The sequence below is a fragment of the Sphingobium sp. TomTYG46 genome (genome assembly GCF_055396345.1).
The window spans coordinates 198,706-224,364 of the sequence record NZ_AP027324.1 but is presented as its reverse complement, the minus strand read 5'-3'; the positions used below and the strand labels follow the sequence as shown (position 1 = coordinate 224,364).

Sequence of the window (25,659 nt, the reverse complement as noted above, 5' to 3'; positions counted from 1 at the left end):
ATGAAGCGTATCAACCTTCCTGCGGGCAAGGCGGTCAAACCGCTCATCGGCCCCGCGATCGCTCTCGGCCTCGCCGCCGCCATGGCCGCCACGCCAACCACCGCACTCAACGCCGCGCCTTCATCGATGCAGGACAATGCGATCCTGATGTCGGTGGGCGGCAGCAAGGTCATCAACCTCGGTGCAAAGATGTCCGACGTGGTGATCGGCGACCCCAATGTGGTCGACGTCCATGTCCGTGCCCAGAACCAGCTTTACCTGATCGCGAAGGCAGCGGGCGAAACGACCGTATTTGTGACCGCGACCAACGGGAAAGTCCTGTTTTCCGGCACCGTCCGCGTCGGCAACAATCTGTCGAACATCGACGAAATGCTGAAGCTCGCGATGCCCGAGGCCGCCATCGCCGTAAACAAGATGAACGGCATGGTCCTGCTGACCGGCACCGTCGCCGCGCCTGAGGACGCAGCAGAGGCCGAACGGCTGACGCAGGCATTCGTCGGCAAGGAAGTGACCGTGGTCAGCCGCCTGCGCACCGCGACACCGCTGCAAGTCAACCTTCAGGTCAAGATCGCCGAAGTCAGCCGCGACATAGGGCATCAGATCGGCATAAATCTGAGAGGTCTGGGGACGGGATCAGGCAACTTCAGCGGCTACATGAACCGATCCGATCGCGGCTTCGTGACTTCAGGCAGTTTCGTGCCGGGCCTTCCCAATAGCGATATCTCTCGTCAATGGACGTTCAACAGTCCAATCGATGGCACCACGTCGCTCGGCTTCGTTGCCAAATTGCTCGGCATGGACGTGGCGGGTGCGCTGGACCTTGCCGAATCAAGCGGCCTTGCCACCGCGCTGGCCCAGCCGAACCTGACCGCGCTGTCGGGTGAGACGGCGAGCTTCCTGGCGGGTGGTGAATATCCCTACACGGTCAGCAACGGCACGCAGGGCAACAGCATCGAGTTCAAGCAATATGGCGTGCAGCTTGCCTTCACGCCGACCGTGCTGGCCGATGGCCGCATATCGCTGCGCGTCCGCCCCACCGTGTCGAGCCTCGACTTCTCGGTGAACACCACCGTCCCGGCTCTCAAGAGCCGCACGGCTGAAACCACGGTCGAACTGGGTTCGGGTCAGGCCTTCATGATCGCGGGCCTGCTCAACAACGACACCGCCAACTCGATCAGCAAGACGCCGGGCTTCGGTGAAATCCCGATCCTTGGCAGCCTGTTCAAATCGCGCCGGTTCCAGCGTCATGAGACCGAACTGGTCATCGTCGTCACCCCTTATCTGGTGAAGCCGATGAACGCGTCGGACGTGCACTTGCCGACCGATGGCTTCCGCAATGCCAATATCGCCCAGGGCCTTCTGCTCCAGCAGGGGAATGACGGGGTGAGCGGCGCGCGCGCGCCCTTGCCACGCCGCGAACCCGGCCCGGCGCCGACGTCCGACCCGCAGGCCGCAGCCCCCCGCGACACAGGCAAGCGTTCGGCGAAAGCCGCCGCCGCGCCTGGCTTCAGCTTCTGATCGGAAGGACGACAGTCATGACTTCCCTGTCCGCCAAAAATATCCTCCGCTTCGGCACGCTCGCCCTGTTGGCGCTGCCGCTTGCCGCCTGCAATTCCAGCGTCAATCGCGGGGTAGAATCGGTGCATCAGCCGGTCGTCAGCCACGATGCCTACACCTTCGACGTTCAGGCTGGCCCTGACGGCGCCCTCGCGCCTTCGGAAGCGCGCCGCCTGGACGACTGGTTCGCTTCCATCGGTCTTGGCTATGGCGATCAGGTCGCGATCGTTACCGACGCCTATTACAGCCCTGAATTGCGCGAAGGCATCGCCGATGTCGTCGCCCGCCACGGCATGCTGGTGGGCGAGGATAGCTCCGCTGCGGCAGGCTCCGCGCCTGCTGGCAGCGTTCGGCTGGTGGTGCGCCGTGCAACGGCACGCGTGCCCGGCTGCCCCGACTGGTCGAGCAAGAAAGAGACCGAATCCCAGCTCGGCGCCACCTCCAACTACGGCTGCGCCGTGAACAGCAATCTTGCCGCGATGGTCGCCAATCCTGAAGATCTGGTGCGCGGCCAGAGCAGCGAAAGCGACCTGCGCACAGCGACATCCAACCGGGCCATTTCGACCTATCGTGAAAAGATCCCGACCGGTTCGGGCGATCTCAAGAACTTAGGACGCTGATCATGAACGCACCCTGGAAACCTGCCATGTCTGGACAGCGCGATCCCTTCCACGCCTTCGTTTGCGACGATCATAGCCATGACCTGCTCGCCATGGTGGCGGCCGAGATGGGCTGGGCACCAGAAAAGGTGAACAAGGGCGGCATGCGCAATGCCGTTCAGAGCCTGTCGGTCAGCGCCAGCCCGCAAATCCTGTTCGTCGATATGTCCGAAAGCGGCGATCCGCTGAACGACATCAACAGCCTTGCCGAAGTGTGCGAACCCGGCACGGTGGTGATCGCCGCCGGTCAGGTCAACGACGTCCGGCTTTACCGCGATCTCGTCGCCAGCGGCATTCAGGATTATCTGCTGAAGCCCTTTGGCGCGGACCAGTTGCGCGATGCGCTGGCCCAGGCACAGGCCGTGTTCTTCGCCCCGCGCGACGCCGCGCCCGAACGGCCGCATCTGACCACCGCCGTCATCGGCACGCGTGGGGGCGTGGGCGCTTCCAGCATCGCCACTTCGCTCGCCTGGCTGCTGAGTGACAAGCAGAAGCGGCCGACCGCGCTGCTCGACCTCGACGTGCATTTCGGCACCAACGCGCTGGCGATGGACCTTGAGCCGGGCCGCGGCCTGACCGACGCGATCGAAAACCCGAGCCGCATCGATGGCCTGTTCATCGAACGCGCAATGGTGCGCGCCAGCGACACGCTTGCGATCCTGTCGGCCGAAGCGCCCATCAGCCAGCCGATGCTGACCGATGGCGGCGCCTTCTACCAGCTGCTGGAGGAATTCCGCGCCGCTTTCGAATGCAGCGTCGTCGATCTGCCGCGCCATATGCTGATCCAGCACCCGCACCTGATGAGCGACGTCAATGTCGCCGTGGTGGTCACGGAACTGACACTGGCGGCGGCGCGCGATTCGATCCGCATCCTGTCCTGGCTGAAGAGCAACGCGCCCCAAACGCGCGTGATCGTCGTCGCCAACCGCGTCCATGCAGGCGCTCAGGAAATCAGCCGCAAGGATTTCGAAACATCGATCGAGCGCAAGGTCGACATTCTGATCCCCTTCGACCTGCGGGTCGCGGCGCAGGCCGCAAAGCTGGGCAAGACATTGGCCGAAGCCGCCAAGGGCAGCAAGGTCGGCGCCGCGTGCGTCAGCCTGCTCGACGCCACCATGGGGGCTGTCGAGGATAGCGAACTCGATGGCAAGCCCGCGAAGAAAAAGGGCGACTCCCTGCTCGGCAAGATCGGTGACCTCAAGGGGCTGATCCCGGCGCGCAAGGACAAGGCCAAGGCCTAGATTTGGTTCTGGCATGTCGTTCATCCGGCGGCATGCCTTTTTACGGAACGGGCGATACCATGAGCAATTCGATATTGCTGATCATGCTGCTGATGACCTTGGCTGGTCTGGCCGTCGTGGCCTTTGCCGGGCCATCGGCTGAAAAGGCCAGCAAGCGCCGTGTCGCCCTGATCCGCGAACGTCACAGTGGATCTGCCGATGCACAGATGGAAGCGCGCATGCGCAAGGCCATTTCCAATCGGCAGCCCGGCAACGAGATGAAGATGCTCGTTTCGCTGGTTCCGAACCCGGAAAATCTGGCCAAGCGCATCCGCATGACCGGCAAGAAATGGACGGTCAGCCAATATATGACCTCCTGCGCCTTCATTGCGCTGGGCATGTGCGCCTTTCTGTTCGTGCGCGGCTTCGCGCCGCTGCTCGCCATCATGGTCAGCCTGGCGGCGGGGCTCGCCCTGCCCCACATGTGGGTCGGCCGCCTGATCAAGAAGCGGGTGCTGCAGTTCACCATGAAATTCCCCGACGCGCTCGAACTGCTGACACGCGGTCTGCGATCGGGCCTGCCCATCACCGAAACGCTGGGTGTCGTGGCAAACGAAGTGCCGGGGCCAGTGGGCGAGGAATTCAAGCTGATCACCGAGCGCATCAAGATCGGCAAGACGATGGATCAGGCGTTGCAGGAAACGGCCGATCGCCTCGGCACGCCGGAATTCCAGTTTTTCGTCATCAGCCTCGCGATCCAGCGGGAAACGGGCGGCAACCTTGCCGAAACCCTTTCCAACCTGGCGACTGTGCTGCGTCAGCGCGCGCAGATGAAGCTGAAGATCCGGGCCATGTCGTCGGAATCCAAGGCGTCGGCCTACATCATCGGTGCCCTGCCGTTCCTGGTGTTCGGCATGATCTGCTACATCAACTTCAGCTACATGCATCCCTTCTTCACGCCTGATCCGGCGGGCCTGTTCGGCATGTCGACGATGCAGGTCATCGGTCTGGGCGGCATGTGCTGGATGGGCATAGGCGTCTTCATCATGGCGCAGATGATCAATTTCGAAATCTGACGGGGGATAGAAAGACATGGAAACCGCTTCCCCCGCCGGCACCCTTTTCGGCATGAATGCCACGGATTTTGGCACCTTGCTTGCCGCCATGGCGACGCTCGCCATGCTGTTCGTGCTCTATACGGTGATGACCGTGCGCGACCCGATGGCAAAGCGGGTCAAGGCGCTCAACGAACGACGCGAACAGTTGAAGGCGGGGATCACCGCGTCGACCGCGCGCCGCCGCGCCAAGCTGGTCAAGAAGAGCCAGACGACCGACCAGATGCGGTCCTTCCTGTCCAGCCTGAAGGTGTTGCAGGACGACCAGCTGAAAGAAGCCCAGCTGAAGCTCGCGCAGGCGGGCATCCGGTCGAAGGATTTGGCGGTCGCCGTCATCTTCGGCCGCATGGTGCTGCCGATCGTCATTGGCGGGCTGGCCGCGCTGCTGCTCTATGGTGTCGGCATTTATCCCGACTGGGGCGGCGCCAAGCGTTTCATGGCCTTCGCCGTGGCGCTGCTGCTGGCCTACAAGGCGCCCGACATCTTCATCGACAACAAGATCCAGAAGCGCTCCGCCGCGATCCGCAAGGGGTTGCCTGACGCACTCGACCTGCTCGTCATCTGCGCCGAGGCTGGCCTGACCGTCGATGCCGCCTTCAGCCGCGTCGCCAAGGAATTGGGCAAGGCCTATCCCGAGCTGGGTGATGAGTTTCAGCTGACGGCGATCGAACTCAGTTTCCTGACCGAACGGCGCATGGCCTTCGAAAATCTCGCCAACCGCGTGAAGCTGGACGCGGTCAAGGGCGTGGTCACGACCATGATCCAGACCGAGAAATATGGCACGCCGCTCGCTTCGGCCCTGCGCGTGCTGTCCGCTGAATTCCGGCATGAACGCATGATGCGCGCCGAGGAAAAGGCCGCGCGCCTGCCCGCCATCATGACGGTGCCGCTCATTCTTTTCATTCTGCCGACGCTGTTCGTCGTGATCCTTGGCCCTGCGGCCTGCTCGATCAGCACGGCTTTCTGAGACAAGCTAAAAGGGGAGGAAGGGGACGTCCGTGAGGGCGTCCCCTTTTCTCGTCGGCCTACTCGTGTCTCGACTGCGCTCGAAACGAACGGAGTTCCGGGTTATTCGCCCATGATAACATCCACGCCAGCGCGCGCGTGGATCGCCGTGCCGTCATAGATGGGCAGCACATTCGCCTTCACATCGACGATCATTTCCAGTTCGGTACAGGCAAGGATCGCCGCCTGCACATTCTCTTTGGCGATGTCGGTCAGTTCCGACCGCATATAGCGTTCGGATTCGCGGCTGACCTTGCCGATCGTCAGTTCCTCATAAACGATGCGGTCGATCCGCTCGGCAAGTTCCAGGTCCGCCGGCAGTAGGGAAATGCCATGGCCAACCAGCCGCTGGCGGTAGAATTTCTCGGTCATGACGTTGCGGGTGCCGATCAGGGCGGCCCTTTGCACGCCGTCCGCCTTCATCTTGCGGCCGACCGCATCGGCGATGTTGATGATTGGCGTATCCACCCCGCCCTGCACCTCTTCATAGACGCGGTGCATGCTGTTGGCGCAGATCAGCAGCGCCTTTGCCCCCGCCTGCTCCAGCCGCCGGGCGGACGCGGTCAGCACCTGCGCGGCATGCGCCCACTCCTCCTCCGTGGTGGAGCGGCCGATGTCGGCGAAGTCGAGACTTTCGATCAGCAGGGGGGCGCTGTGCTGCCCGCCCTTCGCGCGGTACACCGCCTGATTGATGATCTGATAATAACGTGCCGTCGATGTCCAGCTGAGACCGCCGATCAGGCCGAGCTTCTGCATGGTGCGTCTTACCCCAATTGCCGTCCGGGAGTGCCCCGGCGTCTGTCCGCTTCAGCGTTACGGACGGGCCTCCGCGTCGGCAAGCCCCTTCCCGCGCGCGCCACCGCATAAGCGCAACGCGATTCCCGTTCCCGCCGCTCCGCCAAGCCCTCCGGCAACGGCCAGGCCCATATTTTCCAGCAGGAAAGCGAAGGCTGCGGCGGCCCAGCCGACCATGCCGATGCTGATCGCGAGCAATGCGATATTTCCGCCCCCACGCCTCAACAGCGCGACGACAGCGGCGGCACAGGCGCCACCTCCCGCCAGCGCCACCGCGCCGAGAGCCAGCAAATGGTGCGTCGCGACGTCGGCGCTCCCCTCACCAACCAGTCCGAAGGCGAAGGGATTGAGCCAGGCGGCAGCTGCGGCGGAAATCATCGCCGCTCCCGCGAAGCCGGTGAATATCGTCAGCAGCACCGTCAACCGGCTTTCCGGCCACTCCCGTCCGAGCAACAGGCCGACCGCACCGCCGATCAGCAGCGCGCCGATAATCTCCGGTGCGTTGAGGACGTCCATATCGTAGACGGCGGCTGCGGACAGGAACACCGTCCCTGCCAGAGCCGCCTGGCGCCGCCGCCTGCCAGCCACCGTACCCAGCGGCCAGAGCGCGAAAACGAACAGCATCGCCGCCACGGTCTGAGCAAGGATGATCGAGTCAAAGCTCAGGCTCACGGGCGCTTCGCCGCCTGATGCGATTTTTCAGCCCGGCGCGTCGCGACATAGCCGCCGCAGAAGGAGGCGCTGGCAAGAATGAGGGCGATCAGGCTCAGATAGCGCGCCCAAGTGCTGCTCACTTCCGCCGCGACCACCAGCGTTCCGGCAATGCCAGCAGGGGTGAGCAGAAATAGCGGGACGACTCGGCTGCTGAACTCGTCCATCGACAGGCGCCATGCGGCTATCGCACCAACCGCGCAGGCAAGAAGGAAGCTGAAGAGGAGAAGCCCGCTCATTCCCGCCTTTTGAAGATCACGTTGAGGCCGATCGGAACGGCGTTCCGCACGGCAGGGCCGCCGCTACTGCTCGTCCCCAAAACGAAGACCTCCTCCCCCGCGCAAGACGCGGGAGAGGAGCAGCCCTTTACTGCAATCGGTCGCTGACGACCTTGCCGCCCTGCGTCAGGCGGATCGCGTTGCCGATTTCCTCGTCCAGCACCGGCGCATTCTGGTCCTTGTTCCAGAATGCCGACAGGAAATTATAGAGGTTGCGCGCGAACAGGGCCGAAGCATCGGCGGCAAGCCGTGAGGGCACATTCTTGTGACCGACGATCTTCACGCCATGACGCTCGACCACCTGGCCCAGCACCGCACCTTCGACATTGCCGCCCTGCTCGACCGCCAGATCGACGATCACGCTACCCGGCTTCATCGTCGCGATCTGCGCGTCGGTGATGAGGCGCGGCGCGGGCCTTCCGGGGATCAGCGCGGTGGTGATGACGATATCCTGCTTGGCGATGTGGCTGGACACCAGTTCAGCCTGAGCCTTCTGATAATCCTCGGACATTTCGGTGGCATAGCCGCCCTTGCCTTCGCCCTCGATACCCGCGACGCTTTCGACGAAAACCGCCTTTGCGCCGAGGCTTTCGATCTGCTCCTTGGTGGCGGAACGCACGTCGGTCGCCGACACCTGCGCGCCCAGCCGCTTGGCCGTGGCAATCGCCTGAAGCCCGGCGACGCCCACGCCCATGACGAACGCCTTGGCCGGGGAAATCGTCCCCGCCGCCGTCATCATCATCGGGAAAGCGCGGCCATATTCGGCCGCAGCGTCCAGCACCGCCTTGTAGCCAGCAAGGTTCGATTGCGAAGAAAGGATGTCCATCGACTGCGCGCGGGTGATGCGCGGCATGAATTCCATCGCCAGCGCCTCATAACCCGCCGATGCATAGGCATCGACACGCGCGCGCTCGACGAAGGGATTGAGGCCCGCCACGATCCAAGCACCCGGCTTGGCGCCTGTAATGCTGGCTACATCCGGACCCTGGACACCCAGGATGATGTCCGCGCCCGCGACCGTTGCTGCACGATCGGCGATCGTCGCGCCCATCGCGGCATAGTCGGCATCAGCGATGGCGGCGGTCAGGCCCGCGCCTGCTTCGACCGCGACATCGGCGCCCAGCGCCTTGAACTTCTTGACGGTTTCGGGCGTACCCGCCACGCGGCGCTCGCCCTCGGCAAGCTCCTTCACGATTGCAATCTTCATCGGCATCCCCCTCGCGGCACCAATCTTAGCTGGAGATCAGCAGGACGACGATCGCAGCCAGCACCACGCATGCGATGGCGCCCCATTTCACGAGGGACACGAACCCCGAATAGGTCTGGGTCGCGCTCTCCATATTTCCTTCTGACGCCATTTCCATTCCCTTAGTCGCCTGTGTTTTTAAGCGCGCCCCTCTTATCGACAAGGTTCTTCCCCCTCAACCTCGAAACCACGCAAGAAAAACTTTCCGGTTAAGGGCGCCTTTACCCCCTTGGGCTAGGCTGCTGCCACGGAACAAGAAGAGGGGTAAGATGGCGCGCGACGGCGTTCCCATGCTGATGCTGATCGATGAAGAGCCTGCCCAGCGCAGGCTTGTGTCGGCGCTCGCCGCACGCGCCGGGTGGCGCACGATCTTCGCCAGTGACGGCGACATGGCGATCGCCATGCTCGGCACGCAGGACGGCATGAGGCTCGACGCGGTGCTGCTCGACCAGTGGATTCCGGGTCCGGAAGCCACTGGCCTCGTTCGCGAATTGCGCAGCCGCCGCCCCGCCCTGCCCATATTGATTCTGACCGCGCATAATAGTGTCGCGGTTGCCGTCGATGCAATGCGCGCTGGCGCGACGGACTATCTGGCCAAGCCAGTCGCACCCGAAAGGCTGCTTGCCGCGCTCAACGCCACCCTGTCGCAGGAGCATGGCAAGGGGGAGCTGCGCCCGCTCACCGAAAAAATCTCCGCCGCCCTGTCGTTCGAGGATGTGGTCGGCGCAGCGCCGCAATTCCGCGCCGCCCTCGCGATCGCGGCAAAGGCGGCGCGCGCCCGCGTGCCCGTCCTGATCGAAGGTGAAAGCGGCGTCGGCAAGGACGTCATCGCCCGCGCCATCCACGCCGCCTCGCCCCGCCACAAGCAGGCGATGATCACGGTCAATTGCGGGGCCATCCCGGCAAACCTGGTCGAATCGGACCTGTTCGGCCATGAGCGCGGCGCCTTCACCGGGGCCTTCGAGCGTCAGGTCGGCAAGTTCGTCGCCGCTGACATGGGCACGATCTTCCTCGATGAAGTCAGCGAAATGCCGCTCGACGCTCAGGTGAAGCTGCTGCGCGTCCTTCAGGATGGCGAAGTACAGCCGCTGGGCGCGCGGCGGCCGGTCCATGTCGATGTGCGGATCATCGCCGCGACCAACAAGCGGCTGGTCGAAGAAATCGAAGCGGGCCGCTTCCGTGAAGACCTCTATTATCGCCTGAACGTCGTGCAGCTGACCATCCCGCCGCTGCGTGAGCGGATCGGCGACGTGCCCGCGCTCTGCCGCCATCTTCTGGCCCGCATCGCGACCCAGCCGGGGCTGCGTGGCCTGGGCCTGACCGACGACGCGCTCGCCCTGCTGATGCAGCATGAATGGCCGGGCAATGTGCGCCAGCTGCAAAACGCCCTCTTCCGCGCCGCCGTCCTGTGCGAAGGCGACGCCCTGACGCCGCAGGATTTCCCGCAGATCGCCGCGCATATCCGGACGCGCGCCAGTGGCGAGCCGCTCCATCCCCGCCTGCGCACCGTGCCGCAGACCCACCGGGAAGCGGCGGGCATCACCCTGTTCGAAGGCGACGGCCATGTCCGCCAGCTTGCGGAAATCGAAGCGGACGTCATCCGCCTCGCCATCGGCCATTATCGCGGCCGCATGACGGAGGTCGCCCGCCGCCTCGGCATCGGGCGCTCGACGCTCTACCGCAAGCTCGCCGAACTCGGAATCGACAGCGCCGCCTGAACGCCCGTCGCGGCACAGCGCTCATCCGCCGCTCGGCATCGTTGCGGCGTTGAAATGTCGGGCCGCCTATGCTTTGGACAGGGCATGAAAAAGCTCAGCCAAGCCGCCCTCCTCTCCGTCCTCCTGCTGGCCGCCTGCGGACGCGCCGAGCCGGTGTCGGATATGCCGAGCCAGGAAGAACTGGCCGCCGCCGCCAACGCCGCCGCGGCCAAGGCGCTGGCGGAGGGCAAGGCGGAGGCCGCAGAGAACCGTAATTATGTGAATGATGATCGCGGCTTTTCGGTCAGCTTCCCCGAAGGCTGGGAGCAGGATGCTGCCGCAACCACTCCAGACGGCACGGTCTTTCAGGACCCCGGCGCAGGTGCCGACGTCCGCGTCTTCTGGCAGCGCAACGGAGAACAGCAGACGCTCCAGCAGGTCGTCCAGTCGATGAGCAGCGGTTCGGAAGGCGTCGATGGCGACTTCATCGGCGACAATGAATATCGCGGCACAGCCAATGATGGCGAGGGCAATAATGTCGCCGTCCGCCTGCTCCGCCAGCCGGACGGAGGGATCGTTACCGCCACCTTCGTTTACCCGGAGATGCTGAGCGAACAATATCAGCCTATCGCGAAGAAGGTGCTGGATAGCTTGCGTGTTTTTGCGGCGAAGGGGGCGGAGGCGCCCGTAGAGGCGGGGAATGCTGCGAACGCGGCGGAGCAATAGAGAAACCTCATCTCCCCTCCCGCCTGCGGGAGGGGAAAATGTTGAAGAAACTATTCCGTCATGCCAGCGCAGGCTGGCATCTCCATCGATAGCGCTCAACCCAGCCTAACGAGATGCCCTAAGTTCACGGAACAAGTGCAACACCTGCTAGGATGGTGTTGCGATGGGAGACGATTACGGCCAGCTCAGCCTTGAGGAGCGGATCGAGATATACCGGCTGCATGCAGGCGGTAAATCTCGAAGAGCCATAGCGGTGCATCTGGGGCGCGCGGCGTCCACGATCAGCCGCGAGCTGCGGCGCAACAGCGTCAGAACAAAGGTTTGGCCTGGTGGCTACGAGCCTGTTCGCGCCCAACATCTTGCCGAGCGGCGGCGGCGCTGGGACTGCCGCTTCAAGCTGGAACGCCAACCGGACCTGCGCGATCTGGTGAGGACCCGCCTTGCGATGGGATGGTCCCCCGAACAGATCGTCGGCCGGCTGACGCGCGAGCATGGTCGCACCCTCATCAGCCATGAGTCAATCTACCGCTTCATCTACCACCGCTCGGCGCAGAAGGATTATTGGCATCGCCTGCTCCCTCGCGCCAAGCACAGGCGCGGTCGCCATGCCCGTTTCGGCGGCAGCATGATCGACATCATCAAGCATCGCCGCCCCTTGAGCGAACGGCCCCTTGAAGCTGATGACCGGCACAGCCCGGTCATTGGGAAGCCGATTTCATGCTCTTCGCCCAATATGGCCACTCCATCCTGGTCGCTCATGAACGCGCTTCCCGTTTCATCATCATCCACAGTCCACAGGATCGAAAGGCCAGGCAAACCGCCAATCATCTCGCCGACATGCTCGACACACTACCGCGCCCCATGCGGCGGACCATCGCCTTCGACAACGGGCCCGAGTTCGCCCTACATCATCAACTCGCAAGGCAGACCGGCATCCAGACCTTCTTCTGCGATGTCCGGTCACCCTGGCAAAAAGGCGGCGTCGAAAATGCCATCAGACGCTTGCGGCGTACTCTGCCCCGCAAAACCAACCTCGACGCCATCGATCACGCCCTCATCCGACACGCCGCAGATCGCTACAACCACACCCCAAGAAAATGCCTCGACTTCCTTACTCCCGCCGAGGCATTCTCCCACTTCAAATCAAATGTTGCACTTCAAACGTGAATCTACATCCCAGCTTCCGCTGGCATGACAAGCCGCGCGAGATAATCACACGCCACCCCATCAACCCACCACCGCCTCAGCCCGAGCAACAAGCGCCCGAGCCTCCTCGACATGCATCCCCTCGATCATGCGCCCTTCGAACCGCTCAGCCCCTCCCGTCGCCGCTTCGATCAGCCGACGGGCATCAGCCACCGCCTGCGCATCCGGCCCGAACACCTGGTTGGCGACCGGCACTTGGCTCGGGTGGATCAGCGTCTTGCCGTCGAAACCCAACGCATGCCCGGCGGCGCATTCCGCTTCGAACCCCGCTTCATCGTCCAGCCGGTTGAACACGCCGTCGAACACCGCGATCCGCGCCGCCCGCGCGCTCAGGATCACGGACTGCAAGGCGAGGCTCAGCCCTTCCCGACCCGCCGAAGGAGGAATGCCAAGGTCCTGCCGCAGGTCATTGGTGCCCATGAACAGCCCGGCCGTGCCCTCTTCCGCCGCGATTGAGGTGGCGGCAAGAACGCCAGCCGCGCTCTCGATCATGGCGATGACCGGCTTCTGGCAGACGCTGAACACGTCGCGCACCTGCTTGCCGCTTTCGACCTTGGGCAGGATGACATAGTTGGCGGCGGAACGCTTGACCGCGATCATTTCCGGGCCGTGCCACGCCGTCCCTTCGGCATTGATCCGCACGGCGCACAGCCGTTTGCCAAAGCCTTCGGCGGCGGCTTCGACCGCGTTGGCGCGCGCCTCTTCCTTCCGGTCGTCAGCCACCGCATCTTCCAGGTCCAGCATGACCATGTCGCAGGACAGCGTACGCACCTTGGCAATGGCGCGCTTGTTCGACGCTGGCAGAAACAGCAGCGATCGGGCGTGGCGCAGCAACATGGCAGGTCTCCTGTATGGCCCAACCGCCTTCGTGACGGTTTGACTTTCCCCGTTAACGAATCCGCGTCATAGTCAAGCGCTTCTTAAGGGGGAAAAAGATGCTGACGACCTTCGCGCTAACGGTGACTTTCCTGGTGCTCTTCTATCTGGCCGTGAGCGTCAAGGTAGTGCGTCAGGGCTATCAATATACCATAGAACGCTTCGGCCGCTTCACCGAAGTCGCGCGCCCCGGCCTCAATTTCTACCCCGCCTTCTTCTACGCCGTCGGGCGCAAGATCAACATGATGGAACAGGTGGTCGATATTCCGGGGCAGGAAATCATCACTAAGGACAACGCCATGGTCTCGGTCGATGGCGTCGTGTTCTTCCAGGTGCTGGACGCCGCCAAGGCCGCCTATGAGGTGTCCGAGCTGTATGTCGCCATCATGCAGCTTGCGACGACCAACCTGCGCACCGTCATGGGATCGATGGACCTCGACGAAACCCTCTCCAAGCGCGACGAGATCAACGCCCGCCTGCTGTCCGTGGTCGATCATGCCACCAACGCCTGGGGCATCAAGATCACGCGCGTGGAGCTGAAGGACATCCGCCCGCCCGCCGACATCGTCAACGCGATGGGCCGCCAGATGAAGGCGGAACGCGAAAAGCGCGCGCTGATTCTGGAATCCGAAGGTTTGCGGGCTTCTGAAATCCTGAAAGCAGAAGGCCAAAAGCAAAGCCAAATCCTGGAAGCCGAAGGCCGCCGCGAAGCCGCCTTCCGCGATGCCGAAGCCCGCGAACGCGAAGCCGAGGCGGAGGCCAAGGCGACCCAGATGGTGTCCGAGGCCATCGCGAACGGCAATGCGCAGGCGATCAACTATTTCGTCGCCCAGAAATATGTCGATGCGGTGAGCCAGTTTGCGACGTCACCCAATGCCAAGACGATCCTCTTCCCCGTCGAGGCTACGCAGCTGATCGGCACGCTGGGCGGCATCGGCGCACTTGCCAAGGAAGCGCTGGGCGGTGACGGCGCGCCGACCTCGCCCCCTGCTCCGCCCCGCCGCAGCCCCTTTGCTCAGGGTCAGGGCTGATGGATTGGCTCGGCATGCTGGACGATCACTGGGGCTGGCTGGTCTTCGCTGCCCTGCTCGGGGTCGCTGAGGTGATGATCCCCGGCGTGTTCCTGATCTGGGTCGCGTTGGCGGCAGCGGTGACGGGGCTGATCGCGCTCCTGTTGCCGGTTTCGGTGCCGGTGCAGCTATTGCTGTTCGCGCTGCTCTGTCTGGTATCGGTATGGGGTGGCCGCCGCTGGTATGTGGCCAATCCCGTGGACTCGCAGGACCCGTTGCTCAATGACCGGACAGCGAGGCTGATCGGCGAGGTCGTGCTGGTGGTCGAACCGATCGACGCAGGCCGCGGACGCGTGAAGGTGGGCGACAGCGTCTGGTCCTGCCGCGGCCCCGACGCGCCAGCGGGGAGCCGGGTGCGCGTCATCGGGGCGGAGGCTTCGGTGCTACAGGTGGAATTGGCCTAAGATCATTCCCCTCCCGCTTGCGGGAGGGGAATGTATTGGATGGGTGGGAGACAGGCCGCTTTCGCGATGACATAAAGCCAAACAACCCATTGATCTTGTGTCGGGATAGGGCGAGATTTTGGAATGTCGATGCGGTCCGCGATCATCTGGATAATCTGGATAATCTGCGTTGCCGCCGCTCTCTGGCTGTGTTTCCAAGCATACGCACGGCATTATCAGGAAGAATTGATCCCGGACAAACTAAAGACCGGTCGGTTCTATACGCGAGGCGAATGCGGCGGAATGCTTGGTTCTTGGGGAGGATTTGCCATCAACCTCAAACCGGAGGTGTCGACGGCAATCAGACGCCAAGGCTTGCGATATTTTCGTGATGTGCAACATTCTCGGGGACACAAAGGCAGTCGGACATTCGAAAACTGGGCGCAAACACCCGTTCCGAATAGCTGGTGGTCAGATGGAATGCCTCCACCGCTGTATTGTGCCACACGAGCGTGGTTTTGGCCGAAGGCGGCGATACCGGCCATGAAAACCCCCGGAGCCTATTACAGCACCAAAGGGAACGGCACCTTGATAGTCATCCCGAACCAAAATTTGGCCGTCTATCTATGGAGGGACCGATGACCGCCCAACATTGGTGATGTCCGCTATAGAGACAACTATATCCGGGTCGGTCGGCCTAAACTGGTCGATTACCTCCGCCAAATACGCAACATTTTCTGCAAAAATTATGCGCTCTCATCCTTGAGAAACATCAGGACTAACAGCGCTATTGGTCCAGTTAACAAAGCGAAAGAGAACCATAACGCCCACTCCCGTCCCTGCTTAGATGCGATCCGTGACGCCAGAACGGCAAAAATTAGATTTATTAGAGCTAATGCAAATATGCTCATATAGCGGGTACCTACTCCTAGCCATAGCGGCTATTAGGCGGGGGTAACGTGTTAGAGCGACGTCCGCCAATGGTCGTAAGCTGATCAACGTCAGACCAGCGATGACCGAAGTGCAGTGATTACAAATGGCCATGCGCAAAGGCTCGCCGCCGTCCGCAACAAAAAGGGGCCAGCATCACCGCCAGCCCCTCTCGTACCACTGATCTCCGCCCGCTTACCCGACGAAAGCACGCTCGATCACAAAGGCGCCCGGCGCCGCATTCGAGCCTTCGACGAAGCCCTCGGTCTCAAAATAAGCGGCGAACTGCTTGATCATCTCCATGCTGCCGCACATCATGATGCGGTCGGTCTCGGGATTGAACTTCTTGTCCCCCGAAAGCCCTTCGAACAGCGCGCCATTCTCGACCAGCTTGTCGATCCGCACATTGTTACGGAAGGGCTCGCGGGTGACGGTGGGCACATAGTGGAACTGATTGGCAGCCTGCTCGGACACCAGCGGGTCCTCCGCCAGCTTGCCTTCCATCTCATCATGGAAGGCAAGATCGCTGACCCGGCGGACAGAATGAACGACCACGACTTCCTCATAAAAGTCATACACGTCCGGATCGCGCGCCAGGCTGAGAAACGGCGCAAGGCCTGTACCAGTCGACAGCATGAACAGCCGCTTGCCCGGCAGCAGCGCGTCGGTCACCAGCGTGCCGGTGGGCTTGCGGCCCAGATAGATCTGGTCGCCCGGCTGGATCAGCTGAAGCTTGGACGTCAGCGGGCCGTCCTGCACCTTGATCGACAGGAATTCCAGTTCCTCGTCCCAGGCCGGGCTAGCCACGGAATAGGCGCGCAGCAGCGGCTTGCCATTGTCGCCCTGCAACCCGATCATCACGAACTCGCCCGAACGGAAGCGGAAGCTTGCCGGGCGGCTGATGCGGAAGCTGAACAGATGCTCGTTCCAATGCCGGACAGACAGCACAGTTTCGACAGTCAGGGCGCCGGTCGGCTCCAGTACCGGCTTTTCGATCGTCACGTCGCTCAAAACCTTGTCTCCTGCAAATCCCCTTCGCCAACGCCCGCGCAGGACGCCAGTTGCGTGGCTTTCGCAATAAGTGATGGCGGCGCGAATGCCTTTTCGGCCCCGTTAAGGCAAGGTGAAAAAACTTTCATGGCCGATAGCTGACGATCATGCCCGCCAGCTTCAGCCCTATTTTCAGCCGAACAATCCCTTGGCCAGCCTGCTCAGTTCGCCGATCGGGCTACCGTCGCCATCGCTGTCGAACAGGCCGCCAAGCTTGCCCAGAATCGCCTCGGGGCCACCGAACTGCGCGAACAGTTCCTGCAACTTGTCCGCCGACACGCCATGTTCCGCCGCCGTGGTAGCCAGCGCCGCGACATCGGTTTCACCGGACGCGATCTTGCCGCCTATCTCGGTCATCAGCGCCTGCATCTGCTCGGCCGAAAGCCCCAGCTTCGCCGCCACTGCTTCCAATCCGCCCACGCTGTTTATCAGTTGGTCAAACATCGCCATAATCCCATTGAATTGGGCACCAGAATAGCACCGCAAGCCGCCGCCCGAAAGCAAAAGAGCCGGAAGCACTGCCCCCGGCTCTTTTTCAACCTTTGGAAGCGGGCAGCCCGCCTGTCAGGCCGCCGTCAGCGCAGCCTGCCGCACCGATGCATCGACATGCTCTTCAAACTGGGCGAAATTGTCGACAAACTGCTTCACCAGCTTGCCCGCCGTCTCGTCATAGGCGGCCTGATCGGCCCAGGTCGCGCGTGGATCAAGGATCGTCGCATCGACGCCCGGCACCGCGACGGGAACCTGGAAACCGAAATTGGGATCGACCCGGAACTCGGCATCGTTAAGGCTACCGTCCAGCGCCGCGTTCAACAGAGCGCGCGTCACCTTGATCGGCATGCGCTTGCCAACGCCATATTTGCCGCCGGTCCAACCGGTGTTGACCAGCCAGCAGGTGACCCCGCCCTTGTTGATCCGGTCCTTGAGCAGATTGCCGTAGACCGAAGGGTGACGCGGCATGAAAGGCGCACCGAAGCAGGTGGAGAAGGTCGCCGAAGGCTCCGTCACGCCGATTTCCGTGCCCGCGACGCGCGCGGTGTAGCCGGACAGGAAGTGGTACATCGCTTGGTCCGGGGTCAGCCGCGCGATCGGCGGCAGCACGCCATAGGCGTCGGCGGTCAGGAAGATGATGTTCTTTGGCACCGGACCCAGATTCTTTTCCGACGCATTCGGAATGAAGTCGATCGGGTAGGAACCACGGCTGTTTTCAGCCAGGCTGTTGTCGTCGAGGTCGATTTCGCGCGTATCCTCGTCGATCACCACATTTTCAAGCACCGTGCCAAAGCGCTTGGTGGTCGCGAAGATCTCCGGCTCGGCTTCGGCCGACAGGTTGATCATCTTGGCATAGCAGCCGCCTTCGAAATTGAAGACCGCCGTGTCCGACCAGCCATGTTCATCGTCGCCGATCAGCGTGCGGCTGGCATCGGCCGACAGCGTCGTCTTGCCGGTGCCGGACAGGCCGAAGAAGACCGCCGTGTCGCCGTTCGGGCCGATATTGGCCGAACAGTGCATGGGCATCACGCCCTTGACCGGCAGCAGATAGTTGAGGATGCCAAAGACCGACTTCTTCATCTCGCCAGCATATTTGGTGCCGCCGATCAGGATCAGCTTTTCGCTGAAATTGACCGCGATCACCGTCTCGCTGCGCGACCCGTGACGGGCAGGATCGGCCTGGAAAGAAGGCAGGTCGATGATCGTATATTCAGGCGCGAAGCCGCTCAGCTCTTCCTGGCTGGGGCGCACGAGCAGCGTGCGGATGAACAAATTGTGCCAGGCGAGTTCGTTGATGACGCGGACGTTGACGCGATGCTCGGGCTGCGAACCGCCGAACAGGTCAGCGACGTAGAGCTTGTTCTTTTCGCCCAGCGCCTTGAGAAAATCTCCCTTCAGCGCAGCGAAATGCTCCGGCGTCATGGGAACGTTCGTCTTGCCCCACCATACCGTGGATTCGGTCTCGGCGTCCTTGACGATGAACTTGTCGTTGGCCGAACGACCAGTGTGCTTGCCTGTCTTCACGACCAGCGGGCCATCCTTGGACAGGACGCCCTCGCCATTTGCGATGGCAGCTTCGACGAGCGGCGCGGTGCCGAGATTCCAATATTGTTCAGCGGTCGTGGAAATGCCCTGCTGATCCAGGGTAATTGAGGATTTGGCCTGCACGCCTTAGCTCCTGATGTGATTACTCCGGCTCGCCAACAACGAACGCTTGCGACCGATCCGCTCCCAGCGCCGCTCTCCCTTATGGGCGGCGACATTCCTGCAGATGGGAGGCCCAATAAGCCTTTGCACCCCCAGCGTCAAATCCCGCCAGCAAGCCGTTTGTCCCAGATTAAGGGACGAAAACCGCATAATTGCCGTCCTACCCCTTTCTTGCGAGCGGGACAGGCATCGTCTAACGCTGGACAGGAAGGCCTGAGCAGGGCGGCCAAGATCATTGGGAAGAAGTATGACTCCAACCATCGCCCTTGTGGATGATGACAAGAATATCCTGACTTCCGTGTCCATCGCGCTGCAGGCCGAAGGCTTCATGACGCGCCTCTATTCGGACCCGGAGGCAGCGCTGAAGGCGTTGCTCGACAATCCGGCCGATCTTGCCGTGTTCGACATCAAGATGCCGGGCATGGATGGCCTGGAACTGCTCCGGCGCCTGCGTGAGAAGAGCCAGATGCCGGTGATCTTCCTGACGTCCAAGGCCGATGAGCTGGACGAAGCGCTGGGCCTCGCCATGGGCGCGGACGATTATATCGCCAAGCCCTTTTCGCAACGCCTGCTGATCGCCCGCATCCGCGCCATCCTGCGCCGGGCGGAGGTGGGCCGGATGGCCGATGCCAGTGACGAGCCCGCAGCCGACCCGATCATCCGCGGACGGCTTGAAATGGACCCCGCCCGGCATCGCGTCAAATGGATGGGTCAGGATGTGACGTTGACGGTCACGGAATTCCTGATCCTAGAAACACTTGCGGCGCGCCCCGGCGTCGTCAAGAATCGCAACCAGTTGATGGATGCTGCGTATCAGGATGACGTCTATGTCGACGACCGCACCATCGACAGCCACATCAAGCGGCTCCGCCGCAAATTCCGCGAGGCCGATCCTGAATTCAACGCAATCGATACGCTCTATGGCGCCGGATACCGATTCTCCGAAGAGTGATCCGCGGGACGGCGGGTTGCGTTGGTCGGGCCGGATCAGCCTGACGCCGCGCATCCTGGCGGTCAACGTGTTCGCGCTGGCCCTGCTGGCGGGCGGCTTCTTCTATCTGGACAGCTATCGCACCCGAATCGTGGACGCGCGCCTCGACCAGTCCGCGCGCGAGCTGAAGCTGCTGGCGATCGGCCTGGAGACGGCACCGGCCGAACGGCACAATGCGCTGATCGCAGCCTATGCCCGGCAGACGCGCGATCGCGTTCGCCGCTATGGACCGGACGGACGACTGATCGCCGACAGCTTTGCGATGGATGCTCCTCGTTATCGGCTGACCCTGCCGTCGGAAGAAGGGTGGCGGCGCCATGTCGCGCGTTTTCTGGACAAGGCGGTGGACCGCGTCGTCTTTGCCGACCGACCGCCCAATTTCGAAGAACCTGCCGTCGATCGCGCCGATGCCTGGCCGGAGCTGCTGCTCGCCCGCAAGACAGGCCAGCCGCAGGCGATGAACCGCTATGCGCCCGACCGCACCTTCATGATTTCGGCTGCAACCGGCTTGAAGGATGGCGGCAGCCTGCTCGCGACCGAAAATGCCCGCGACATCACCCGGACGGTGCGCGCCGAACGTCTGAGGCTGGGCATCGTGATCGCCACGGCCGTGCTGGCTTCGGTGCTGCTGTCGCTTTTCCTCGCCCGGACCATTGTGCAGCCGCTGCAACGCCTCGCCCGCGCGGCGGTACGCGTCCGCCTCGGCCGCGCGCGCGAGGTGACGGTGCCCCGCCTGCCCGAACGACGCGACGAGATCGGCATGCTCGCCCGCGCGTTGTCCGACATGAGCCACGCGCTGCGCCAGCGGATCGACGCCACCGACGCCTTTGCCGCAGACGTCAGCCATGAGCTCAAAAACCCCATCGCCTCGCTCCGCTCCGCCCTCGACGCGTTGGAGCGAATCGACAAGCCGGAACTGCGCGATCAGCTGATGGCGATCGCGCAGGATGACGTGCGGCGGCTGGACCGGCTCGTCACCGACATTGCCGAAGCCTCCCGCATCGATGCGCAGTTGTCGCGCACGCGGTTCGAGCCGATCGACCTTGGCCTTCTCATCGAGCGCATGGTGGTGGCGCGCGAGGCACGGGGCGTTCCACGCGGCGTCCGCCTCGCCTTTGCCCGCCCGCGCAAGGATGTCGCCGTCGTGCTTGGCGAAGAGCAACGCCTGCTCCGCGTGCTCGACAATCTTATCGACAACGCCATCTCCTTCTCACCCGATGGGGGGCTGGTGCAGATCGTCGCGACCGTGGCCGATCATGAAGTGCTGGTCAGCGTCGAGGATGAAGGCCCCGGCGTACCTGAGTCCCAGCGCGAGCATGTCTTCCGCCGCTTTCACAGCGTCCGCCCGGAAACGGAGGGCTTCGGCAAGCATTCGGGCCTTGGCCTCGCCATCGCCCGGTCGATCGTCGAAGGGCATCAGGGCAAGATCAGCATTGCCGACCGCGAAGATAATCAGCAGGGCGCCTGTTTCATGCTGCGCCTTCCCATGGGCGTGGAACGCGACCCCGGCATTGTCTCGGAATAGGACGGCCGCTCGAAGTTTTTGACCTTTGCGTGAATTCTTCGCGTCAATTCGATTCACACGCGCCGTCTCTAGGTCTAGGATGCGTTCAGGGACATGGTGGCGCAAGACTCAACCGAAACAATGCATGCGACAAGCGTCGCGATAGACGGGCGGGCCGTGCTGATCTGCGGCGCGAGCGGCGCGGGCAAATCGGATCTCGCCCTGCGCCTGATCGACCGTGGCGCCACGCTCATCAGCGACGACTACACCATCGTGCGATCCAGCGGGGGGCAGTTGGAGGCGTCGGCGCCAGCCACGATCGCCGGAAAGATGGAGGTGCGCGGCGTCGGTGTCGTGGATTTGCCGTCGATCGACGGGGCACGGCTGGCGTTGATCATCGACCTGTCGCAGGACATTGATCGCATGCCGGGCGACCCCGAAGAATGGCTCGTCGCCGGTGCCCCCCTGCCGGTGGTCAAGGTTTCACCTTTCGAAGCATCGGCGCCGATCAAGGTCGAACTCGCGCTCAAAACGATGGGGCTGGCGTGACCGCACGGACGCCCAAGACCATCCTGCTGGTGTCCGGCCTTTCCGGCGCGGGCAAGACGACGGCGCTCAAGACGCTGGAGGATATGGGATGGGAGGTCGTCGACAACCTTCCCCTCCTCCTGCTTGAGCGGCTGTTGGACACGCCCGTGCCCGCAGGTCACGAGGAACTGGATGACCGTCCCCTCGCGTTGGGCATCGACGCGCGCACCCGTGGGTTCGATGCGCAAACGATCGTTCAACGCATAAAGGCCCTGCGAACGCGCCAGGGCCATGACGTCGAGACACTCTTTCTCGATTGCTCCGACATGGAACTGGAGCGCCGCTTCGCCGAAACGCGCCGCCGTCACCCCTTGGCGTCTGATCGCCCCGCGACCCACGGCCTCGCCCGCGAACGGGAGCTGACCGACCCGCTGCGCCGCTGGTCGACCCATGTCATCGACACGACCAGCCTGACCAGCAACGGGCTGCAACAGGAAATCCGCAACCGCTTTTCGCGCGAGGGGCTGTCTGCCCCAGTGCTAACGATCATGTCCTTCGGCTTTTCGCGCGGAGTTCCGCTGAACGCAGACCTTGTCTTCGACATGCGCTTTCTGCGCAATCCGCATTGGGAAGCGGAGCTGAAGCCCAAGACCGGGCTGGACCCCGATGTCGCCGCCTATATCGTCGAAGATCCCGCCTATGAGGAGGCCGTGCGCCGGATAGAGGAACTGCTGGCCCTGCTCATTCCCCGCTATCAGGACAGCGGCAAATCCTATGTGACCGTCGCTTTCGGCTGCACCGGCGGACGGCACCGTTCGGTCCATGTCGCCGAACGGGTCGCCAAATACTTGCAAGAGGCGGGCTTTTCGCCCACGATCTCGCACCGCAATATGGAATCAGCGCCCCAGGATAGTCTGGAGAAGCGCGAGCCGGGAGGCCCGAAAGCTTAAATCATGAAACAATGTGGGCCGGTAAGTAGATGATAGGACTTGTTCTCGTCACTCATGGGTCGCTGGCGACGGAATTCGTCGTCGCGATGGAGCATGTGGTCGGTCCGCAGCAGCAGATCGCGACCATCTGCATCGGCCCCGAAGACGATATGGAGGTGCGCCGCGCTGACATCGCTTCTGCGGTGGAGCGGGTGAATGACGGTTCGGGCGTCATCCTGCTCACCGACCTGTTCGGCGGCACCCCCTCCAACCTTGCCATATCGCTCCTGAAGGCGGGCGAGATCGAGGTTATCGCGGGCATCAACCTGCCCATGCTCATCCGCCTGGAAAGCGCGCGCAAGGTCATGGACGTGCGCCAGGCCGTCGCCGCCGCGCGTGAAGCAGGCCAAAAATATATCAGCGTCGCATCCGAATTGTTGGGCAGCACCACATGAGCGAAATCAGTCAGGAAGTCCTGATCAGCAACAAGCGCGGCCTCCACGCGCGCGCCAGCGCCAAGTTCGTGACGCTGGCCAGCGGCCTTCCCGCCCAGATCACCGTGCGCAAGGATGGCAGCGAAGTGACCGGCACATCGATCATGGGCCTCATGATGCTGGGCGCGGCGCTGGGCGATTCGATCGTCATCAGCGCCACCGGCCCCAATGCGGAAGAAGCGCTGGGAAAGCTGGTCACGCTGGTCGAAGACAAGTTCGGCGAAGAATAGCTCTTCCGCGCTCCGCCCCGGCCCGATAGAGAGGCCGCCTCGTCCCAAGGAGGAAAGCAGGCGCAGTGGCACGCGAGATCACCGGATTTTCCAACCCGCTGGTGAAGCGTGTCCGCTCCTTGCGCGAAAAGAAGTTCCGCAAGGCCGAAGGGTTGTTCCTGGCCGAAGGCTTACGCATCCTCACCGAAGCGCGCGAGGAAGGCGTGCTGCCGGAAATGCTGTTCCACGCCGGTTCCACCCATCCCCTCGCCGCAGACCTGATCGCGGCGATGGAGGCGTCGGGCGGCGACGTCATCGAAACCACGCCGGACATTCTTTCGAAGATTTCCGGCAAGGATAATGCCCAGGCCGTGGTCGGCGTCTATCGCGACCGCCTCACCCCCTTGGCCAAGCTCGACCGAAGCAAGGCCGACATCTGGATCGTCGCCCAGTCGCTCCGCGATCCCGGCAATCTTGGCACCATATTGCGCACCGGCGACGCGGTGGGGGCTGGCGGCCTCATCCTGATCGACGATTGTGTCGATCCCTTCTCGGTGGAATCCGTCCGCGCATCGATGGGGGCGCTCTTCACCCAATCGATCAGCCAGGCGCGCTGGGGCGAATTCTTGGCGTGGCTGCGGCAGGGGCCGGGCGAACTCATCGGCACCAGCCTCAAGGCCACGCAGGATTATCAGGAGCCGCGCTATGCCAGCCCCTCCTTCCTGCTCGTCGGCAACGAAGCGCAGGGCCTGCCCGAATCGTACGAGGCCGAGTGCGACCAGCTGGTGAAGATGCCGATGCTGGGCAAGGCCGACAGCCTGAATGCGGCCGTCGCCTGCGCCGTGATGGCTTACGAATTGCTGAACCAGAAACGAGTGAAGAAGACTTAAGACATGGCAAGGGGCGGGGAAGACATGGCTGCGGACGGAATAGGCGCGATGCTGCGCCACAAGCGGGTGCTGGCAGCCAGCCTGATCGGCACGGCGGTCGAATTTTACGACTTCTACATCTATGCCACCGCCGCCAGCCTCGTGTTCGGCCCCCTCTTCTTCCCCGCCTCCTCCCCTTCGGCGCAGTTGCTCGCCGCTTATGGCTCCCTCGCCCTCGCCTTCTTCGCCCGCCCCCTGGGCGCGGCGGTGTTCGGCCATTATGGCGATCGCATCGGCCGCAAGGCGACGCTCGTCACCTCACTCATGCTGATGGGCGGATCGACGCTCGCCATCGGTTTCCTGCCGACCTACCAGATGATCGGCTGGTGGGCGCCGCTGATCCTGTGCATCCTGCGTTTCGGTCAGGGCTTCGGGCTTGGCGGAGAATGGGGCGGCGCGGCGCTGCTGGCGGTCGAAAACGCCCCGCCCGGATGGCGCGCGCGCTTCGGCATGTTCCCCCAGCTCGGCGCGCCGGTGGGCTTCCTCGCCGCCAATGGCCTGTTCCTGATCCTCGGCATGTTCCTGACGGACAAGGATTTCTTCGCCTGGGGCTGGCGCCTGCCCTTCCTCGGCAGCGCGGTGCTGGTGTTCCTTGGCCTCTGGGTCCGCCTGAAACTCACCGAAACGCCGGAGTTCGCCGCCGCTCAAGCCGAAGCGCCACCCCCCGCGCTCCCTCTCGCAACGCTCCTCTCCAACCATCTCGGCGCCGCGATCGCGGGCACCTTCGCCGTCGTCGCCTGCTTCGCGGTCTATTATATCGCGACCGCCTTCGCGCTTGGCTACGGCACCACCACCCTCAAGATCGATCGCGAGACCTTCCTGGCAATCCAGCTCGGCGCGATCCTGTTCATGGCTCTCAGCATCGTCATCGCGGGATGGTGGGCGGACAAGACCAGTCCCACCCGCGTGCTGGTCGCAGGCTGCATCGGCACCGTCCTCATGGGCGTCATCTTCGGCCCCGCCATGGGCACGGGCCAGCTGCTGCCGATCTTCCTGATTCTCAGCTTGGCGCTGTTCCTGATGGGCTTCGTCTACGGGCCGCTGGGCGCGTATCTGCCCCACCTCTTCCCGGTCCAGCTGCGCTACACAGGCGCATCCTTCTCCTTCAACCTCGGCGGCATCATTGGCGGCGCGCTCGCCCCGATCGTCGCAACCTGGCTGATCCAGGTGCAGGGCGTGGCACTCGTCGGCCTCTACATGTCGGCGGCTGCGGCGATCAGCCTGGGCGGGCTGTGGTTCACGAGCCGACAACCAGCCTGATCGTGGCACGGCAGCGCTAGGTCACCCGCCAGACTTGCACCCAGCCCGGGAACCGGTTATCCCCATCTCTGCGGACCGGGCCCCTCTGGCGC

The 25,659-nt window shown here is 63.2% G+C and carries 26 protein-coding genes and 1 pseudogene; 18 read left to right on the top strand and 9 right to left on the bottom strand.

Annotated features, from left to right (window positions below; genetic code table 11):
• The 5 genes from ACZ5YV_RS01210 to ACZ5YV_RS01190 are packed head-to-tail and all read left to right on the top strand — an operon-like array spanning position 1 to position 5,518.
• The gene (locus ACZ5YV_RS01210; protein ID WP_464788225.1) at positions 1 to 1,518 is read left to right on the top strand and encodes a type II and III secretion system protein family protein; all 1,518 of its coding nucleotides are present in this window, start codon (positions 1 to 3) and stop codon (positions 1,516 to 1,518) included.
• A gap of 17 nt (positions 1,519 to 1,535) precedes the next feature.
• Positions 1,536 to 2,177: a CpaD family pilus assembly protein gene (locus ACZ5YV_RS01205; protein WP_464788224.1), complete on the top strand. Its 642-nt coding sequence runs from the start codon at positions 1,536 to 1,538 to the stop codon at positions 2,175 to 2,177.
• A 2-nt stretch (positions 2,178 to 2,179) separates the two neighbouring features.
• Positions 2,180 to 3,457 carry an AAA family ATPase gene (locus ACZ5YV_RS01200; protein ID WP_464788223.1) on the top strand — a complete coding sequence of 426 codons (1,278 nt, stop codon included), beginning with the start codon at positions 2,180 to 2,182 and terminating at the stop codon, positions 3,455 to 3,457.
• Positions 3,458 to 3,516: 59 nt separating this feature from the next.
• On the top strand, positions 3,517 to 4,512 hold the full coding sequence (locus tag ACZ5YV_RS01195; RefSeq protein WP_464788222.1) for a type II secretion system F family protein: 996 nt from the start codon (positions 3,517 to 3,519) through the stop codon (positions 4,510 to 4,512).
• Between the two features lie 16 nt (positions 4,513 to 4,528).
• Positions 4,529 to 5,518, top strand: coding sequence for a type II secretion system F family protein (locus ACZ5YV_RS01190; protein ID WP_464788221.1), 990 nt, complete (start codon positions 4,529 to 4,531; stop codon positions 5,516 to 5,518).
• Positions 5,519 to 5,619: 101 nt separating this feature from the next.
• Here ACZ5YV_RS01190 and ACZ5YV_RS01185 read toward each other — a convergent pair whose 3' ends face one another.
• The 5 genes from ACZ5YV_RS01185 to ACZ5YV_RS01165 all read right to left on the bottom strand — a co-directional run bounded on the left by ACZ5YV_RS01185 (position 5,620) and on the right by ACZ5YV_RS01165 (position 8,698).
• Entirely contained in the window at positions 5,620 to 6,312 is a 693-nt protein-coding gene (locus ACZ5YV_RS01185; protein ID WP_464788220.1) for an aspartate/glutamate racemase family protein, read from the bottom strand.
• 57 nt (positions 6,313 to 6,369) lie between these two features.
• A complete protein-coding gene (locus tag ACZ5YV_RS01180; RefSeq protein ID WP_464788219.1) occupies positions 6,370 to 7,023 on the bottom strand; it encodes a hypothetical protein in 654 nt (217 codons plus the stop codon).
• Positions 7,020 to 7,301, bottom strand: coding sequence for a proton-translocating transhydrogenase family protein (locus tag ACZ5YV_RS01175; protein WP_464788218.1), 282 nt, complete (start codon positions 7,299 to 7,301; stop codon positions 7,020 to 7,022). Before ACZ5YV_RS01175 ends, ACZ5YV_RS01180 begins: the two co-directional genes overlap by 4 nt.
• 127 nt (positions 7,302 to 7,428) lie before the next feature.
• Positions 7,429 to 8,547 carry an NAD(P) transhydrogenase subunit alpha gene (locus ACZ5YV_RS01170; RefSeq protein WP_464788217.1) on the bottom strand — a complete coding sequence of 373 codons (1,119 nt, stop codon included), beginning with the start codon at positions 8,545 to 8,547 and terminating at the stop codon, positions 7,429 to 7,431.
• Between the two features lie 25 nt (positions 8,548 to 8,572).
• On the bottom strand, positions 8,573 to 8,698 hold the full coding sequence (locus tag ACZ5YV_RS01165; RefSeq protein WP_464788216.1) for an aa3-type cytochrome c oxidase subunit IV: 126 nt from the start codon (positions 8,696 to 8,698) through the stop codon (positions 8,573 to 8,575).
• 157 nt (positions 8,699 to 8,855) lie between these two features.
• On the opposite strand from ACZ5YV_RS01165, the gene ACZ5YV_RS01160 reads away from it, so the two are divergent.
• The 3 genes and pseudogenes from ACZ5YV_RS01160 (at position 8,856) to ACZ5YV_RS01150 (ending at position 12,176) form a co-directional block, all read left to right on the top strand.
• Positions 8,856 to 10,304, top strand: a complete 1,449-nt coding sequence (locus tag ACZ5YV_RS01160; protein WP_464788215.1) for a sigma-54-dependent transcriptional regulator — start codon at positions 8,856 to 8,858, stop codon at positions 10,302 to 10,304.
• 84 nt (positions 10,305 to 10,388) lie between these two features.
• Positions 10,389 to 11,009 carry a hypothetical protein gene (locus ACZ5YV_RS01155; protein WP_464788214.1) on the top strand — a complete coding sequence of 207 codons (621 nt, stop codon included), beginning with the start codon at positions 10,389 to 10,391 and terminating at the stop codon, positions 11,007 to 11,009.
• A gap of 163 nt (positions 11,010 to 11,172) precedes the next feature.
• Positions 11,173 to 12,176, top strand: a pseudogene (locus ACZ5YV_RS01150) (IS30 family transposase).
• A gap of 60 nt (positions 12,177 to 12,236) precedes the next feature.
• Here ACZ5YV_RS01150 and ACZ5YV_RS01145 read toward each other — a convergent pair.
• The gene (locus ACZ5YV_RS01145; protein WP_464788213.1) at positions 12,237 to 13,052 is read right to left on the bottom strand and encodes an HpcH/HpaI aldolase/citrate lyase family protein; all 816 of its coding nucleotides are present in this window, start codon (positions 13,050 to 13,052) and stop codon (positions 12,237 to 12,239) included.
• A 98-nt stretch (positions 13,053 to 13,150) separates the two neighbouring features.
• On the opposite strand from ACZ5YV_RS01145, the gene ACZ5YV_RS01140 reads away from it, so the two are divergent.
• Both ACZ5YV_RS01140 and ACZ5YV_RS01135 read left to right on the top strand, forming a co-directional pair.
• Entirely contained in the window at positions 13,151 to 14,122 is a 972-nt protein-coding gene (locus tag ACZ5YV_RS01140) for an SPFH domain-containing protein (RefSeq protein WP_464788212.1), read from the top strand.
• On the top strand, positions 14,122 to 14,565 hold the full coding sequence (locus tag ACZ5YV_RS01135) for an NfeD family protein (RefSeq protein WP_464788211.1): 444 nt from the start codon (positions 14,122 to 14,124) through the stop codon (positions 14,563 to 14,565). Before ACZ5YV_RS01140 ends, ACZ5YV_RS01135 begins: the two co-directional genes overlap by 1 nt.
• A 1,104-nt stretch (positions 14,566 to 15,669) precedes the next feature.
• Here the strand turns inward: ACZ5YV_RS01135 and ACZ5YV_RS01130 are convergent.
• The 3 genes from ACZ5YV_RS01130 to ACZ5YV_RS01120 form a co-directional block, all read right to left on the bottom strand.
• Positions 15,670 to 16,485: a ferredoxin--NADP reductase gene (locus ACZ5YV_RS01130; protein WP_464788210.1), complete on the bottom strand. Its 816-nt coding sequence runs from the start codon at positions 16,483 to 16,485 to the stop codon at positions 15,670 to 15,672.
• A 171-nt stretch (positions 16,486 to 16,656) separates the two neighbouring features.
• Complete coding sequence (locus ACZ5YV_RS01125) at positions 16,657 to 16,974, bottom strand: hypothetical protein (RefSeq protein WP_449471275.1); 318 nt, start codon at positions 16,972 to 16,974, stop codon at positions 16,657 to 16,659.
• A gap of 114 nt (positions 16,975 to 17,088) precedes the next feature.
• Complete coding sequence (locus ACZ5YV_RS01120; protein WP_464788209.1) at positions 17,089 to 18,684, bottom strand: phosphoenolpyruvate carboxykinase; 1,596 nt, start codon at positions 18,682 to 18,684, stop codon at positions 17,089 to 17,091.
• A gap of 286 nt (positions 18,685 to 18,970) precedes the next feature.
• Here ACZ5YV_RS01120 and ACZ5YV_RS01115 point away from each other — a divergent pair, with 286 nt between their 5' ends.
• From ACZ5YV_RS01115 to ACZ5YV_RS01080, 8 genes are all read left to right on the top strand, one after another.
• Entirely contained in the window at positions 18,971 to 19,675 is a 705-nt protein-coding gene (locus ACZ5YV_RS01115) for a response regulator (RefSeq protein ID WP_464788208.1), read from the top strand.
• Entirely contained in the window at positions 19,644 to 21,239 is a 1,596-nt protein-coding gene (locus ACZ5YV_RS01110; RefSeq protein WP_464788207.1) for a sensor histidine kinase, read from the top strand. The genes ACZ5YV_RS01115 and ACZ5YV_RS01110 overlap by 32 nt, the downstream gene beginning before the upstream one ends.
• 93 nt (positions 21,240 to 21,332) lie before the next feature.
• Positions 21,333 to 21,767, top strand: coding sequence for an HPr kinase/phosphorylase (locus ACZ5YV_RS01105; protein WP_464788206.1), 435 nt, complete (start codon positions 21,333 to 21,335; stop codon positions 21,765 to 21,767).
• Positions 21,764 to 22,696 (top strand): RNase adapter RapZ, encoded by a 933-nt coding sequence (gene rapZ / locus ACZ5YV_RS01100; protein ID WP_464788205.1) that lies wholly within the window; start codon positions 21,764 to 21,766, stop codon positions 22,694 to 22,696. The genes ACZ5YV_RS01105 and rapZ overlap by 4 nt, the downstream gene beginning before the upstream one ends.
• A 29-nt stretch (positions 22,697 to 22,725) precedes the next feature.
• On the top strand, positions 22,726 to 23,130 hold the full coding sequence (locus tag ACZ5YV_RS01095; RefSeq protein ID WP_097091003.1) for a PTS sugar transporter subunit IIA: 405 nt from the start codon (positions 22,726 to 22,728) through the stop codon (positions 23,128 to 23,130).
• Positions 23,127 to 23,399 carry an HPr family phosphocarrier protein gene (locus tag ACZ5YV_RS01090; protein WP_464788204.1) on the top strand — a complete coding sequence of 91 codons (273 nt, stop codon included), beginning with the start codon at positions 23,127 to 23,129 and terminating at the stop codon, positions 23,397 to 23,399. The genes ACZ5YV_RS01095 and ACZ5YV_RS01090 overlap by 4 nt, the downstream gene beginning before the upstream one ends.
• A gap of 65 nt (positions 23,400 to 23,464) precedes the next feature.
• Positions 23,465 to 24,268, top strand: coding sequence for a TrmH family RNA methyltransferase (locus ACZ5YV_RS01085; RefSeq protein ID WP_464788203.1), 804 nt, complete (start codon positions 23,465 to 23,467; stop codon positions 24,266 to 24,268).
• A 24-nt stretch (positions 24,269 to 24,292) separates the two neighbouring features.
• Positions 24,293 to 25,567 carry an MFS transporter gene (locus ACZ5YV_RS01080; protein WP_464788202.1) on the top strand — a complete coding sequence of 425 codons (1,275 nt, stop codon included), beginning with the start codon at positions 24,293 to 24,295 and terminating at the stop codon, positions 25,565 to 25,567.
• The last annotated feature ends 92 nt before the right edge of the window (positions 25,568 to 25,659 follow it).